10 protein-coding genes are annotated in these 14415 nt (G+C 68.0%); 3 read left to right on the top strand and 7 right to left on the bottom strand.

Translation table 11 applies throughout. The features are described from left to right. A partial coding sequence (locus tag AC1DY2_RS05715) for a glycoside hydrolase family 2 protein (protein ID WP_476761539.1) occupies positions 1-1642 on the bottom strand: 1642 nt, incomplete at its 3' end. Between the two features lie 149 nt (positions 1643-1791). On the opposite strand from AC1DY2_RS05715, the gene AC1DY2_RS05710 reads away from it, so the two are divergent. After that, entirely contained in the window at positions 1792-3009 is a 1218-nt protein-coding gene (locus AC1DY2_RS05710; RefSeq protein ID WP_476761538.1) for a helix-turn-helix transcriptional regulator, read from the top strand. Between the two features lie 52 nt (positions 3010-3061). On the opposite strand, the gene AC1DY2_RS05705 is transcribed toward AC1DY2_RS05710, so the two are convergent. The 6 genes from AC1DY2_RS05705 to AC1DY2_RS05680 all read right to left on the bottom strand — a co-directional run bounded on the left by AC1DY2_RS05705 (position 3062) and on the right by AC1DY2_RS05680 (position 11850). After that, complete coding sequence (locus AC1DY2_RS05705) at positions 3062-4564, bottom strand: MFS transporter (protein WP_476761537.1); 1503 nt, start codon at positions 4562-4564, stop codon at positions 3062-3064. A gap of 184 nt (positions 4565-4748) precedes the next feature. Next, a complete protein-coding gene (locus AC1DY2_RS05700) occupies positions 4749-5597 on the bottom strand; it encodes a sugar phosphate isomerase/epimerase family protein (RefSeq protein ID WP_476761536.1) in 849 nt (282 codons plus the stop codon). Then, positions 5597-6424 (bottom strand): SDR family NAD(P)-dependent oxidoreductase, encoded by an 828-nt coding sequence (locus AC1DY2_RS05695; protein ID WP_476761535.1) that lies wholly within the window; start codon positions 6422-6424, stop codon positions 5597-5599. Before AC1DY2_RS05695 ends, AC1DY2_RS05700 begins: the two co-directional genes overlap by 1 nt. Next, positions 6421-7659: a glycoside hydrolase family 1 protein gene (locus AC1DY2_RS05690; RefSeq protein WP_476761534.1), complete on the bottom strand. Its 1239-nt coding sequence runs from the start codon at positions 7657-7659 to the stop codon at positions 6421-6423. Before AC1DY2_RS05690 ends, AC1DY2_RS05695 begins: the two co-directional genes overlap by 4 nt. Before the next feature lie 73 nt (positions 7660-7732). Continuing rightward, a complete protein-coding gene (locus AC1DY2_RS05685) occupies positions 7733-10384 on the bottom strand; it encodes a family 78 glycoside hydrolase catalytic domain (RefSeq protein ID WP_476761533.1) in 2652 nt (883 codons plus the stop codon). 80 nt (positions 10385-10464) lie between these two features. After that, the gene (locus AC1DY2_RS05680) at positions 10465-11850 is read right to left on the bottom strand and encodes an MFS transporter (RefSeq protein WP_476761532.1); all 1386 of its coding nucleotides are present in this window, start codon (positions 11848-11850) and stop codon (positions 10465-10467) included. 163 nt (positions 11851-12013) lie between these two features. Here AC1DY2_RS05680 and AC1DY2_RS05675 point away from each other — a divergent pair, with 163 nt between their 5' ends. Together AC1DY2_RS05675 and AC1DY2_RS05670 are read left to right on the top strand one after the other, a co-directional pair. Beyond that, the gene (locus AC1DY2_RS05675; protein ID WP_476761531.1) at positions 12014-12715 is read left to right on the top strand and encodes a TetR/AcrR family transcriptional regulator; all 702 of its coding nucleotides are present in this window, start codon (positions 12014-12016) and stop codon (positions 12713-12715) included. A 1025-nt stretch (positions 12716-13740) separates the two neighbouring features. Then, the coding region (locus AC1DY2_RS05670) for a DUF2252 family protein (protein WP_476761540.1) at positions 13741-14415 on the top strand (675 nt) is incomplete at its 3' end.

Here is a 14415-nt window from a genome sequence, read left to right as displayed (position 1 = left end):
GGTTGAACGAGACGAGCCCCTTCTGGTTGCGGCCGGCAGCGCCGCCCTCGTCACGACCGGCGGACCCGAAGTCCGCGAGGTTCCACACGTGTGTGGCCCACAGCCACGGCCGCGCCTCGATCATGCCGACCATGTGCTCGTGGTACAACGCCTGGTAGCCCTCGGTGTAGTCGCCCTTCTCGGGAGCGGCCGACTGGAACTGCGCGTTCGCATCCGCCCCGTACTCTGCGAGCCCGATCGCGATCTCGGGGTATGCCGCGTGGAAGTCGTCGAGCCAGGTGTCGTTGTCAGCGACCTCGCCGACGTACCAACCGAAGTAGAGGTTGTACGACATGACGTCGGGCAGACCGACCAATGGATGGTCGGTCTCGAGGAGGAACAGGTTCGCCATGGCGGTGAGGCGGGTCGGATCGAGCGCGTGAGCGAGATCGTTCAACTCGCGGTGGGCGGCGAGCACATCCTCGCCCGATCCGGCGAGGGTGATCTCGTTCGACAAGCCCCACGAGATGATGCTCGCGTGGTGGCGGTTCTGCACGATCAGCTCGGTGAGCTGGTCGCGAGCGTTGGCGGTCGCTCCGTGGAGGAAGACGGTGATCTGCGGGATCTCCGCCCACACGACCAGACCCGCCTCGTCGCAGAGGTCGTAGAAGCGCTGGTCGTGCTGGTAGTGCGCGAGCCGCACGGTCGTTGCACCGAGCTCCAGGACCAACGCGAGATCCTGCTGCTTGACCTCTTCCGTGATCGCGTTGCCGATGCCCTCGAAGTCCTGATGACGCGACACTCCGCGAAGCGGGTACTCCTCGCCGTTCAGCAGGAAGCCGCGCTGCGGGTCGACCTCGAACTCGCGGCAGCCGAACCGCAGCTCGACCTCGTCGAGCACCACGTCGCCGGCAAGGAGTTCGGCTCGGGCCGTGTAGAGGTGCGGGTCGCGCAGGCCGTGCCAGCGGTGCACGTGCTCGATCGAGAGCGTCGCGTTCGCCTCACCGTCGACGAGAGGCACGGTCACGGTCGCTTCGCCGTCGATGGTGAAGCGCACGCCGGTCGCAGATCCGCCGGAGGTCGTGGCCACCGCCGCGCTGACCGCGACCTCGGCGCGGTCGCCGTCGAGGTCGGCGGTGACGATCAGGCCGGGGCCGCCATTGCCGGCGAGGTCGAAGTGTTCCCGCCCGACGGTGATCTGGCGCACCTCGCGGTAGATGCCGCCGTAGAAGGTGAAGTCGGCCTGCTGCGGGTACACCCGCTCGTTCTTCGCGTTGTCCACGATCACGACGAGCGTTCCCGATCCGTCCGCGAGCCCATCCGTCAGGTTCACGCGGAAGGTCGAGTAGCCGCCATCGTGAGTCGTGAGGAGGCGTCCGTCCAGGTACACCTCGGCCGACGAGTTCACGCCCGCGAACTCGACCCAGGTCTCGACATCCGACCGGTCGGCCTCGATGACGCGTGCATACGTCGAGCGACCGCGACGGTACTCGCCGCCGGCCTGTCCGTCGATCGCGTTCCAGGTGTGCGGCAGCACGACCTGCTCACCCGCAGCCGCGATCTCGTCCCAACTCGACCCCACGGGCAGTTCGACGGGCGAGTACGCCCACCCGTCATGGATCGCCCTGGCCCGGCGGGCGTCGGTGGCAGCGGGCTGCGTCATGGGAGTCTCCTTCGACGAGAGTTCGCCGGCGCGCGCCGGCTGGGCTCCACCACGATACGAACCACGGATGGGCGCATGATAGAACTGATCACGCGCGATCAGAACTGATTCGGCACACTCTTGCAGGTCACACGAACCGAGGCACATCGATGACGATGACGTCGCATGCACCTCCGCAGGACGCACTCGAGCCCATCGCGGCCGCGGTGGCCGAGGTCCTGAGCTGCCCGATCGAACTCACGACCGACATCGCACCGGCACTCGACGCGTTCGAGTCGGCGCACTGCCTCGACCCGCGCATCCAACCTGCCTTCACTGCGTCGGTGCTCCGAGGGTTCGTGCGCGACATGGACCGGCAGGTCGTGCATGAGATCCGTGAGCCGCTCGGGATGGCGATCGCACTCGTCCGCTGGGACGACCGCCTGCTCGTCATCGGCCCGTACACGCACGAGCCCATGCATCCGGGTGTCGCCGAAGAGGCCATGAGCCGGTTGGGCATTCCCAGTGCCCACCTCCCGATCTACAAGCACTACCGCACCAGGTACGCGATCGTCGATGCCGAGTACGTGTACCGCGGAGCTGCCAGTCTGCTTCGCGCAGGTGGCGGCGAGGACGCGCTCGGCAGCCTTCGCGAGGTCGAGGCCGAAGGCGGGACGATCGCCCCCGGGGTCGGGGAGGCTCTGCAATCTGCCGCATTCACCGTGATCGAAGAGCGGTACCGACTCGAACGGGAGTTCATGGACGCGGTCGAGGAGGGCTCATCCGAACGAGCGCTCTCCGCCTTGCAACGCATGGGACGGATGCCGCAGACGATCAGCTACCTGAACACGCCGTTCCTCGGCACGACCATCTTGCGGATCATGGCCAGAGTCGCGGCGCAGCGCGGCGGGCTGCCGCCGGTGACCGTCGATGCGATCTCACAGGAGTATGCGCAACGGCTGCACCGCATCGGCCATTCTTCTGACCAGAAACGTTCCGCCTCGTTCACCGCGCAGATGGTCACGGAGTTCTGCCGGTACGTCCGACGTCACAACCAGCGCGAGTATCCGCCGCTGGTGCGTCGCGTCGCCGACGAGATCGACCTCCACCTCAGCCGCCACGTCTCGACGACCGAGCTCGCGGACCGGCTCGGAGTATCCGCCTCCACGCTCGCGCGCCACTTCAAGTCGGCGACCGGCATGACCATCGTCGCGTACACAGCCCAGCAGCGGGCCGAGCGCGCGGCCCGACTGCTCGCCACGACGACGCAGAGCGTGCGCGATATCGCGCTGTTCGTCGGCTACGACGACGCGAACTACTTCGTGAAGGTGTTCCGAGAGGCGCACGGCATGACGCCGACCGCCTATCGCGAGGCTCACACGACTTGACGCGTCCGAGGGCCGCGGATCTGCGATCCGCGGCCCTCGAGATCGCCGCTCGTCAGGCGAGCACGCCCTCGGTTTCAATGTGCGCTGCCTGCAGCGCTTCCTTCTTCTCGGCGACACGCTTCTGCACCTCGATCATCTCGGTTCGGTCGAGCTTGTAGCCGCGCATGGCGATCAGCGAGATCGCCCAGCCGAGGATCGGCAGGCCGAAGAACAACGCGAGGCTCATCAGCAGGATCGCGGTTGACGGGCTGTCAGTGGGCTGGGGCATCACCGTCGTGAACCCGATCAGCGCGACGGCGCCGAGGGCGAGCGCCGCCCCGAGCGACGAGATGATCTGGTCGACGATGTTGTACGTCGCCGTGACCGTGGCCGGCAGGAACTTTCCTGAGCGGTCGAGCTCGTAGTCGATGACGTCGGCCCGCATGGCGCCCTGCGCGACGGTGACCACCATCGAGGTGCCGTTCAGCAGCAGGTAGACGAGGAAGAACCCGATCGTGAGCCCCAGGTTGCCGAGGATGGAGCCCATGTCGACCACCAGGCAGAACACGGTCAGCATCACGGCGAGGATCAGGCAGAGCCAGGTCCACGTGATGGTGGCGGCCTTCGAGCCGTGCTTGCCGGTGTAGCGCGAACCGAAGATCGCGAACACGATTCCCGGGAGGATCGCGACGAGGCCGAGCACCGATCCGAGCTGCATGTTGCCGAGCAGGATGCCCCACATGAGCGTCCCGATGACGGCCTGCGACTTCACCACTTGGGCGAGCTTGTCGGCCGCGCCGCTGATCAGGTAGCGCTGGAACGGCCCGTTCTTGGTCAGCAGGTTCCACATGTCGCGCATCGAGACGTCGGCCTTGGCGCGGTCGACCGAGACGTGGGCGAAGTTCTCGGGCTTGTCAACGCGGGAGACGCCGACGCAGGCGAGGACCTGGAAGACCAGCGAGCAGGCCACGTAGGTGAGCGCGGTCTCGCTCAGCATCTCGACCGTGAACTGGTTGCCGTGGCGCGGCAGGAAGACCACCGTCGAGAGGATCGAGAAGATCGCGGGCACGAAGTACGCGTAGACGGTGGCCCACACCTGCACGGACGGCCGCTGCCGAGGGTCGTTGGTGAGCACCGGTCCGGTCATCTGCCCGGCGATGTCGTTCATCGAGGACCCGATGATGTAGACGACGTAGATCGCGATGAAGAACACGGCGCCGAACCCACTGTCGGGGGCCCAGACGAAGAGCAGCAGGATCGCAAGGGATCGGATCGCCCAACCACCGAGCATGAAGAAGCGCAGCTTGCCGAACCGGAAGTTGACCTTCTCGATGATCAGCCCGAGCAGCGGGTCGATGAGTCCGTCGAAGACGCGAGTGAGCGTGAGGATGAGCCCCGCCGCGACGACCGCGATGCCGTAGCCGGCGTTCTGCAGGTAGCTCATGAGGCCGACGAGGACGTAGAAGATCATCGCCGAGCCGTTGTTCATCTGGGAGAGGGCGATCTCCCACGTCTTGGCGCGACGGTAGGTGACGCCGTCCGCCTCGCTGGCCGTCTGCTTCGGGTTACGCGCCATTGCGTGTTCGCTCCTTCGAGAATCCGCTCGGTCGACCGACGGCTCGTTCCGCCGGCGTCCTGATGAGCCGAAGGCAAGAGTAGGAAGACGAGCAGCCCGCCCGATAGAAGTCGCAGAGCGGACATAGAAGAGAACCGGCGGAACCTGCGGGCGTGAGACAGCGGATTGCAGACGATGCGCGAGGTCACGCGTTCGTCCGAGCGGCAGCCGTCCTGTGCGGTGCGGTCGCTTGCAGGTGCTCGATCGACGCGGCGATGGCTTCGAAGACGTCGCCCTCGACGTGGTCGAACTCGACGACCGGGATGCACGCGTCCGGTGCGGCCGCGAGAGCCGCGTCGTTCGCGAGGCTGCCCGAACCGAGTGCGCACTGCGTGAGGGACGCAGGGTCGTCGTCGCCACCGGCGGCGAAGACGTCGACCGCATCCGCGGCGTCCTTCAGGTGCAGCGCTTTCACGCGCGAGCCGAGCCGCTCGACGAGCGCCGGCACGTCCTGCCCCGCCGCCGCGGCCCAGTAGACGTCGAGCTCGAGCGCGACGCGCGCGTCGAGCAGCGAGACGAAGTGCTCGTACGCGGTCAGGTCATCGACGAGGTGATGGAATTCGAACGAGTGGTTGTGATAGCCGACGACGAGCCCCTCTGCGTCGGCCATCTCGACGATCGAGTTCATCCGGTCGGCGGTCCGGGCGATGTCGTCGGCGGTTCGCCAGCGGTCGGCCGAGACCATCGGGTCGATCAGGATGCCGGCGCCGAGCGCCCGCGCCGCCGCGAACGCGGCGGCCGCGGGTGGGATCGGCACGTCTCGGCCGGCGAACGGCAAGGTGTCCGAGAGCAGCGGCGCGTGCGCGGTCAGGATACCGAGGCCGTTCGCCGCGGCAGCGGCTGCCAGCTCGGCGGGCCGGTCGTAGACGGAGAAGGGTTCGATCGCCTGCGCCCCGGCCTCTGCCAGCCGACGGAATGTCGCGTCGAGGTCTCCGAGATCGTGGCGGAGCGAGTAGAGCTGGACCGCGATCGGCGCGGCGGTCGCCCGCGTCATCAGATGGTCTCGCCTGCGTCGGCGAGCAGCGTGCTGCCAGTCATGATGGTGGCGAGGTCGCTCGCGGCGAAGAGGACCACGCGGGCGATGTCGTCGGGGGTGCCGACGCGTCCGATCAGGCTCTGCGACATGGCGGAGGGCAAGTTCGAGGCGTCGATGCCGGCGTCGCCCATCGCGGCGAGGGCGGCTGCAGCAGCGGCCATGTTGCCTTCTGTGGGAACGAACGTGGGGGCGACGCCGAGCACGCGGATGCCCCTGGGCGCGAGTTCGAGCGCCATCTGCTTCGTCATGCCGCGGACGGCGTGCTTCGAGCCGACGTATGCCGCGAGCCCGGGTGCGGTGCCGCGGAACCCGGCCGTGGAGATGACGTTCACGATGACGCCGCCCTCGACCATGCGGCGGGCCGCTTCGCGGGCGCCGTTGCGGACGCCGCGGGTGTTGACGGCGAACACGTGGTCCCACTGCTCGTCGCTCATGTCGAGCACCGATGCGCTCGGGAAGACGCCGGCGTTGTTCACCCAGATGTCGATGCCGCCGAACGCGTCCACGACCTTCGTCGCCGCGGCCTCGACGGATGCCGAGTCGGCGACGTCCATCCGCMCGCCGATGACGTCGGCGCCGCGCGCCTCGGCGATGCCGGTTGCGGCGGACTCCGCGGCCTCGAGGCCGAGGTCGGCGATCGCGACCTGAGCGCCCGCCTCCGCGAGGCGGCCGGCGATGGCACGGCCGAGGCCCTGCGCACCGCCCGTGACGACCGCCCGGCGTCCATGGAGTGAGAGGAGATCCGCGATCGCGACCGCGGAGACGTCGGCGAATGCCCCGGTCATGCTGCCACCTCCGCCGACTCGAGCGCGTTGCGTTGTGCGACCTCGCCGAGCCAGGCGAGGCTCGGCTTCGGCGAGCGGACGAAGGTGTCGCGGTCGACCGCGATCAGCCCGAACGTCGGCTCCCAGTGGCCCCACTCGAAGTTGTCGAGCAGCGACCAGTGCAGGTAGCCGCGCACATCGATCCCGTCGGCGATGGTGCCGAGCAGCCCCTGCAGGGCTTCAGCGGTGTAGCGGATGCGCTGCGCGTCGTCGGCGGTCGCGATGCCGTTCTCGGTGATCAGGATCGGGGTGTGCTCGCTGACCTCCCACGCGTGGCGCACCGCCATCGCCAGCGAGTCAGGCCGGAACGAAGTCCCGACGAGCGTGTTGTCGGGTGCGGGCGGGTGCGGCACGAGTCCGTTCGCGTCGACCTGCTGGCTCGAGTACGCCTGCACGCCGACGAAGTCGTCGCCGCGGCTGCCCTCCCAGTACACGTCCTCCTTGCCGTACCGGATCTGCAGGAGCTTCTCCTCGCCCCCCGGCGCCGCGGTCAGCGCGCCAGCCGCGATCGTCCAACCGACCTTCGCGCCGGTGCGCTCCCGGACGATCGCTCGGGCCGCGTGGTGGATGCGGGTGAACAGGCGCCCGATCTCGGGATCGGCGTACGTGAGGAACTCGCTGTGGGTCTGCTTCTTCTCGTCGTCGCCATCGGCCTCGACCGTGGGACTGGTCCACTCACCGCCGGATGCCGAGAGGTGGCGCATCGCGGTCATGATCGCGGCCTGCATGTTCGGCTCGTTCATGGTCGCGACCCACTCGACGCCGTCGAGGATCGTGCAGGCCTGCTCGACATAGGCGCTGAACAGGTCCTGCGCTTCGGGGCCGTCCCAGCCGCCGAGCGCGGCGAACCACTGCGGAGTGGTGAAGTGCTGCAGCGTCACGACCGGCGTCACGCCGAGCTCGAGACAGAACTCGATCATCCGGCGGTAGTGCGCGAGCTCCGCTTTCGAGAAGTACCCGCGGACCGGTTCGATCCGCGACCACTCCAGGCTGAACCGGTACGACGTGAGCCCGGCGTCGGCGAGCAGCTGGATGTCCTCGCGGTAGCGATGGTAGCTGTCGACGGCGTCGCCAGAGAGCTCCATTCCGGGCATCATCTGTTCGCGCGCCCACCAGTCGCTGTTGACGTTGTTGCCCTCGATCTGGTGGCCGGCGGTTGCGGCGCCCCAGAGGAATCCGTCGGGGAAGGTGGTCATGAGGTGGTCCTCTCGTTCGTGGTGTGGTTCTCGTGCTGGAGTCGGATGCCGCGGGCGGATGTCGCGGCTCTGTTCACGCCGGTGCCGGCACCGCGGTGGGAACGGCGGCGGATGCCTCGAAACGCCCGGCGCCGATCCGGTACTCGGTGCCGTCGGGCATGATCACGCGGGACGTGGTGCCCGAGGGAATCTCGGCGGTCAGGTGCATCCGTTCGCCATCGATGCGCCAGTCGACGGTGATCGATCCTTGGGGGCCCTCGTGCGTACCGCGAGCCCAGGTGACGCCGCCCCCGGGAACGGGCGCGATGACGACCCGCTCCCACGCGATCGATTCGTCCTCCTGGCGCAGCCCGAGCGTGTGGGTGTGCAGGAAGCGCATGGCCGCGCCCTTGCTGTAGTGGTTCAGGGATTCGTGGGCATCGCCGTGCTCGTCGATGCCCTCCCAGTCCTCCCAGATCGTGGTGGCGCCGCGGTCGAGCATGTATCGCCACGACGGCGCGGTGCGCTGCTGCAGGAGCTCGTACGCGACATCCGCCCGGCCACCGTCGGCGAGGACCGGGAGTAGATCGCCGGTCGCGAGGAAGCCGGTGCCGACGTGGGTGCCGGCATCACGGATCAGTTCGACGAGGCGGTCGATCGACCGTTCGCGGAGGTCTTCCGGGATGAGCCCGAATGCGAGGGCGCGGACGTAGGAGGCCTGGGTGTCGATCGAGGTGGTGCCGTCGGCGCGCAGGTAGGCCTGGCGCCAGGCGTCGGCGACCCGGTCCGCGATTGCCGCGTACCTGCGGGCCTCACTCGCGCGGCCGAGGATCTCGGCGATTCGCGCGAGCGTCGCGGTCGACCGGTGCAGGTAGGCGGTGCCGACCTCGCCCTTGTCGGTCATGAACCAGGCCATCGGGTTGTGCTTGATCGGGTCGATGCGGGTGCCGTCGGCGTCACGTTGCCTGGGCTCCGTCCATTCGCCCCAGTGGAAGGTGCCGTCCCAGAGGTACTGCTCGAACGGCTCCGGTTCGGGCGCGGCCTGCACGCGGGCGTGGTGGCGAGTCGTGCGCGCCTGCTCGAGCGCCCACTCGACCCAACGGACCATCGCGTCGACGTTCTCGGCGAGCACCTGCTCGTCGCCGTAGGCGGCGTACAGCTCCCACGGGACGGCGACGATCGCGTCACCCCAGCCCGAGGAACCGGTCATCATCGCGAACTGGTCGTCGAGGTGATGCTTGATGCGTCGACCGTCGGGCGAGAAGTTCGCGATGCGACCGTCGTCGAGCTGGTCGTCGCGCACCGAGCGCAGCCACTTGCGGCTGAAGCCGTGCACGTCGTAGAGGCGCGTCGCGGTGGGGGCGAAGACCTGGTAGTCGCCGGTCCAGGCCAGACGCTCGCGGGTCGGGCAGTCGGTGGGCACGTCGACGGCGTTGCTGCGGAAGCTCCAGTCGGCGAGATCGTGCAGGCGGTTGAGCCCGTCGTCGCTGCACGCGAACGTGCCGGTGCGCGCGAGGTCGGTGTGGACGATCCGCATCTCGACCGAACCGGCATCGACGGGCTCGCCGTCGGTTCGGGTGATACGGGCGTATCGGAAGCCGTGCACGGTGTGCCGTGGCTCGAAGACGCTGCCGGCCTCCCCCGCGATGACCTCGTCGCACTGGCCGAAGACGAGGGGTGCCTCGCCCGGTCGTTCCGCATCCAGGTGGGAGGTGCTGACGTCTCCGTCACGATCGAGGGCCTCGCCGTACTCGATGACGGTGCGGGTTCCCGGCAGGCCGAGGTCACTCAGTCGTATCCATCCGGAGGCGTTCTGGCCGAAGTCCGCGATCCAGGCCCCGCCCGGGAGCCGCCGAAGCTCCTGCGGGATCCGGGTCTCGATGACGCGGACCGGCGGTGCGGGCGACCAGTCGATGGCGGGCGCGTCCACGACGTCCACCAGCACTGGCACGGCGTCGAACTCGGGCGCACAGAGGTCGAGCGTCTGCCCGTCCATCAGGTCGGCCCTGGTGATCGCCGAGCGGGCGCTCGTCCAGCTCGCATCACTCCGAACGACCTGCCGGGTGCCGTCAGCGAACTCGAGGTGCAGTTCCACCCGCGCGCCGAGCGTCGTCCCCCATCCGGCGGGCAACCGGAACGCGCCGACCTGCCCGCGATACCAACCGTCGGAGAGGATGATCTCGATCCGGTTCTCCCCGGTGCGCAGCGACTCCGTCACGTCGGCGGCCTGCGCGTAGAGCGTCCGGTCGTACGACGTCGAACCTGGCGCGAGCTCGCTCGTGCCGGCACGTTCGCCGTTCACGCTCGCGGTGTAGACGCCGAGTGCGGTGCTGTACAGCCGCGCACTGACGACGTCGCCGTCGACGTCGAAGGTTCCGGAGAGCACATGCGCCGGCCGCTTCCCGTATCCGGCATCCTCCTCCGAGCCGAGCGCCGGCTCGACCGGCGAGATCCACGACGCCGACCAGTGGGCGTCCAGCAGACCCGATTCGAAGGCCGTCCACTCCGACCAGTGCGCGTCGGGCCCGGCGGCGCACACGCGCCACCGTACCCGTTGCCCGCTGCCGAGCGCACCGAACGGCCACCGCACCAGACGCCGCCCGGTCGCCTCTGCGAKGATCGGCTCAGCACCGTCGATCTCTGCCTCAACGAGATAGGCAGAGCGGATGTCCCGATCCACCGGGTCCTTCCACGAGAGCCGCGGCGCAGGCCCGGTGACGGAGACTCCGTCGCCGCCGCTGTCCACGCCGAGATCGTATGGTGCAGTGCGCATGGTCGTTCGATTCCGTTCGAAGCTGCAGGTCGTACGTCGGGCGAGTCGATCCGCTACCGGATCGACTTCACCTTCAGCAGGATGATGAGGCCACCGACGAGGGCGAACACGCCGCCCGCGAGATACAGCAGGGTGTAGTTCTTCTCGCCGCCGACCGCACCGAGGGTGATCACCACGCCGGCGAGCATCGGAGCGATCGCGCTCGGGATCTTCTGGGCGAACTGGATGACGGCCATGTAGCGGCCCGCCTCGTTGCGCTCCGGGATGATCGCGTACACGATCGCCTGGTCGACGGTCGCGAAGACGGCGATCGACAACTGCATGACGACCGCACCGGCGATGATCTGCGGGAGCGTCCACGCCGTGGCCTCGAGGACCGCGCCGGCCACGAAGAGCACTGCAGCGATCATCACGAACAGGCGCCGGCGCTGCAGCTTGTCGGAGAGGAACCCGCCGACCAGCGCGCCGATCGTCGCGGCGAGCACGCCGACCAAGCCGACGGTGGCGACCACTCCGGCGACCTCGCGAACGGGCATGTCGAGGCGCTGAGCGTAGAAGAAGGTACCGAACGTGGTGTTGAAGTACAGGCCGATGAAGAAGATGAAACGGCCGAGCCAGTTCCACGCGAAATCCGGGTACTTGCGGATGCTGAAGCCGTAGCTCTTGAACACCGACGTGGCGGTGACCTGCGTCGACGGCGCCAGGTCCTTCGAGCTGCCCTCGGGCTTCACGAGGGGGAAGAGGACGATCAGCACGGCGCCGATCACACCCGGGACGACGAACACGAGGAAGGTGCTCGACGAGACGGCATAGGCGACGCCGATGCCGAGCACGGGCGCGATCTGGGTCATCAGGCCGGTCAGCGCCGAGACACGACCACGCTGCTGCTCGGGCAGCTTGTCGGCCTGCAGCGTCTGCAGCGCCGCTCCAGCGATCGACCAGCCCACCATGCCGAAGACCCAGCCGGCGCCGACGATGAGGAGGTTCGGTGCGAGACCGATGATGACGAGGCCGACCAGGCCGATGCCGGTGCCGAGGAAGAGGAACGGCGCCCGTCGACCGAATCGCGACCTGGTTCGGTCGCTCCAGATGCCGACGAGCGGGCTGATCACCAGGTAGGCGACCTGGGCGATGCCCGTGATGTACCCGAGGACCTCTTCATGGCCCGGCGCGAGCTCCGTGATCCGAACCGCGATGCCATACGACAACGGCACCATCATCGCCATCGACGCGCCGAAGCTCGCCAGCATGAGCCAGAAGATGTATCCCTTGCTCATCGGCTGCGTCGGTTCGGCGTCAGAGCCGACTGCGCCACCCGCACCACCCGCGCTCTCGCGCAACGGGGCATCCAGGTCGGACTGAGGGGCGATGCCGACCGGCACGTTCGTTGCGATGCCGGCGGCGCTGAGCTGCTCCGCGTTCGGCTGGTCCTTCGTCACCGTTGACTCCTTATCGGGGTGAATCCGATCACGCGATCGTACGCGCAATCGAGCTGGGCAACCACCCAAAAGTAACCACCGTGGTTACATGACCGCAACTGTAACCATATCGGTTACTATTGGCAAGTCCGGAGGCATCCGAGGCACCTGCCAGACTGAGTTGGTGGATCATCGAACAGGGGACGAGATGAATGGAACGACGGCCGTCGCGCCGACGGATCGCTCATCGGTTGCGGTCCCCGATTCCGAAACGCTGGCTGCATCGCGCTCACCGCGGCCCTCGCGTCGCGGCCCGTACTCCAAGACGCCTGCCAGACGCGCCGAAATCGTCCGCGCCGCGCTCGCGAGCTTTGCGGAACATGGCTACGAACGAGCGTCCCTCCGCGACATCGCCGCGCGGGCCGACGTCACGCATGCAGCGTTGCTCCGCCACTTCGCCAGCAAGGACGACCTCCTGCTCGCCGCACTCGCCCAACGCGATCTCGACGACGAAGAATTGGCGCACCGCATCATGCAGTCGCGGGTTCCTGCCGAGCGGGTGCTGTCCAGCGTGCTCGCAGACGAGTTCGCCCATCCTGAACGCCAGCGGAACTGGCTCGCGATCACCGTCGCGGCGACGAACCCGGACCATCCCGCGCACGAATTCTTCATCGCCAGACGCGAACGGATGCGCTCGCATCTCTCAAGCGGACGCCTGCCGACGGCGAAGGACGGCGAGGAGATCACGGCCGACGAGAAGGTCACCATGATGATGGCCATGATGGATGGCCTTCGAATCCAGGCGCTCCTCGACCCGACCCGCCCAACGCTTCCACTCCTCGAAACCTTCATGCGACTGCTCGTCACCGACGACGACCAGGAGTGAACTCTCGGCATGCCGACCGGAGCGCCCTAGGTCGTTCGAAACGACATGCAGTGTTTCGATCTAGATCCCTGATCAAAAGGGTTCTTTTTAGGGCGGAGGGGACTTGAACCCGTGACCGATGGACTCTCCCGGGGCTACTCCCCCGGACTTCGAGTCCCCCGAGCTGCTCGACCGATCTCGACATGACCGGGGAATTCTCGCCGATCCTGAAACTGTGCATTCAAGACGACTCGGGATGCCTCGGACGGACTCGACCCAGCTCGGATCGAATAGACGTTGGATAAACGTGAACGGTTCAAGTCCCCCGCCCGTGGATAGGCGCGACCTGTCCTCGATGGCGACGCGGGAACGGTGCCGTGCCGGTGCCGCAGACCGACCATCCCCTTCCGGCCGCTGTCGCAATGATCACGAGCGGTTCGGATCTATCGCTTCATCATGCCGCTGAGCCACCGGAAGTGGACGCCGTCAGTGGTCAGCGGTGCGAGGCGGACGCCTCCAGGTCGGCCTTCAGTCGCTGGACGTCCTTTTCATTCGCCGAACGCATCGCCCGTTCCATGCCACGGGCGGCGATCATGGCGAAGCCTCCGGGAGTGGCGGCATTGCGGAGGGGCGCACCTGCGCGCGGGTGAGGTGCCGGCCGATTCGTCGCGTGACGCGCTCGTGTGCCAGGTGGTGCCGAGCGGTCCGGGTTACGACGAGGGCGATCTGGGCGCTACACGTCGCCTCGCCGATGCCGTCGACGTCGGGGCTGCGAAGCTCGGGTGATGCGGGGGGCTTCATCTCYCGGCGGTCGCCACCCGCGGCGAATCAGCTGATCCGACGTGCCGGGGAGTGCCGCCGATCTTCGACGACCCGCCCTGCACCTCCGGCGACGGCGGATGGCCCCCCTGGGAGTGACCGTCCGCCCCCGGTCGCTCGCCGTCACGCGGTAGCCTGCCCACATGGGCAACGGCGAGCGACGGTCACCCGCGAACGAAGCCGGGCGCCGGGTGCGCAAGCGTCTGCCGCGGCGAGGCTTGGCCGAGCTGGTCCTCCCCGTCGACCGGGATCCCCTCGGCATCCTCGAGGAACAGCACGCGTCGAGACTGAAGGATCTCGTGCCGGTGCGGGTGGGACGGATGCTGCAATCGCCGTTCTCGTTCTACCGGGGCACGGCGGCGATCATGGCGGCCGACCTGCGCGGTGCACCCACCACCGACCTCGAGGTCGTCTCCTGCGGCGACGCCCACATCTCGAACTTCGGCTTCTTCGCCTCGCCCGAACGCGCGCTCGTCTTCGACCTCAACGACTTCGACGAGGGCGGCGTCGCGCCGTGGGAGTGGGACGTGCGCCGGCTCACCGCGAGCGTGTACATCAGCGGGCGCGACATCGGCTTGAGCGAGGACGCATGCCGCGACGCGGCCTTCGCCGCAGCTGACGCGTACCGCGAGATGTTGCGGGGCTATTGCCGCCTCTCCACCCGGGAGCGCTACTACACCCGGGTCGACACGTCCTCGGTCGCACGTCACCTCGGGGAGAAAGGCGAGCGGACGGTCCGCAAAGCGGCGAAGAAGGCCCGCGCACGCACGTCCGAGCGGCTCCTGCAGCGCCTGACGACGATTTCGGTCGACGGCGGCATCCGCATCGTCGATCAACCTCCCATCCTGCGCCACGTCGACCACGCGACCTTGGGCGAGGTCACCGACCTCTTCACCCAATAC

The sequence above is a fragment of the Agromyces sp. P1_H4 genome (genome assembly GCF_056405255.1).
Note: the sequence above shows the minus strand (reverse complement) of the source record. Positions and strands in the feature narration are given on the sequence as shown.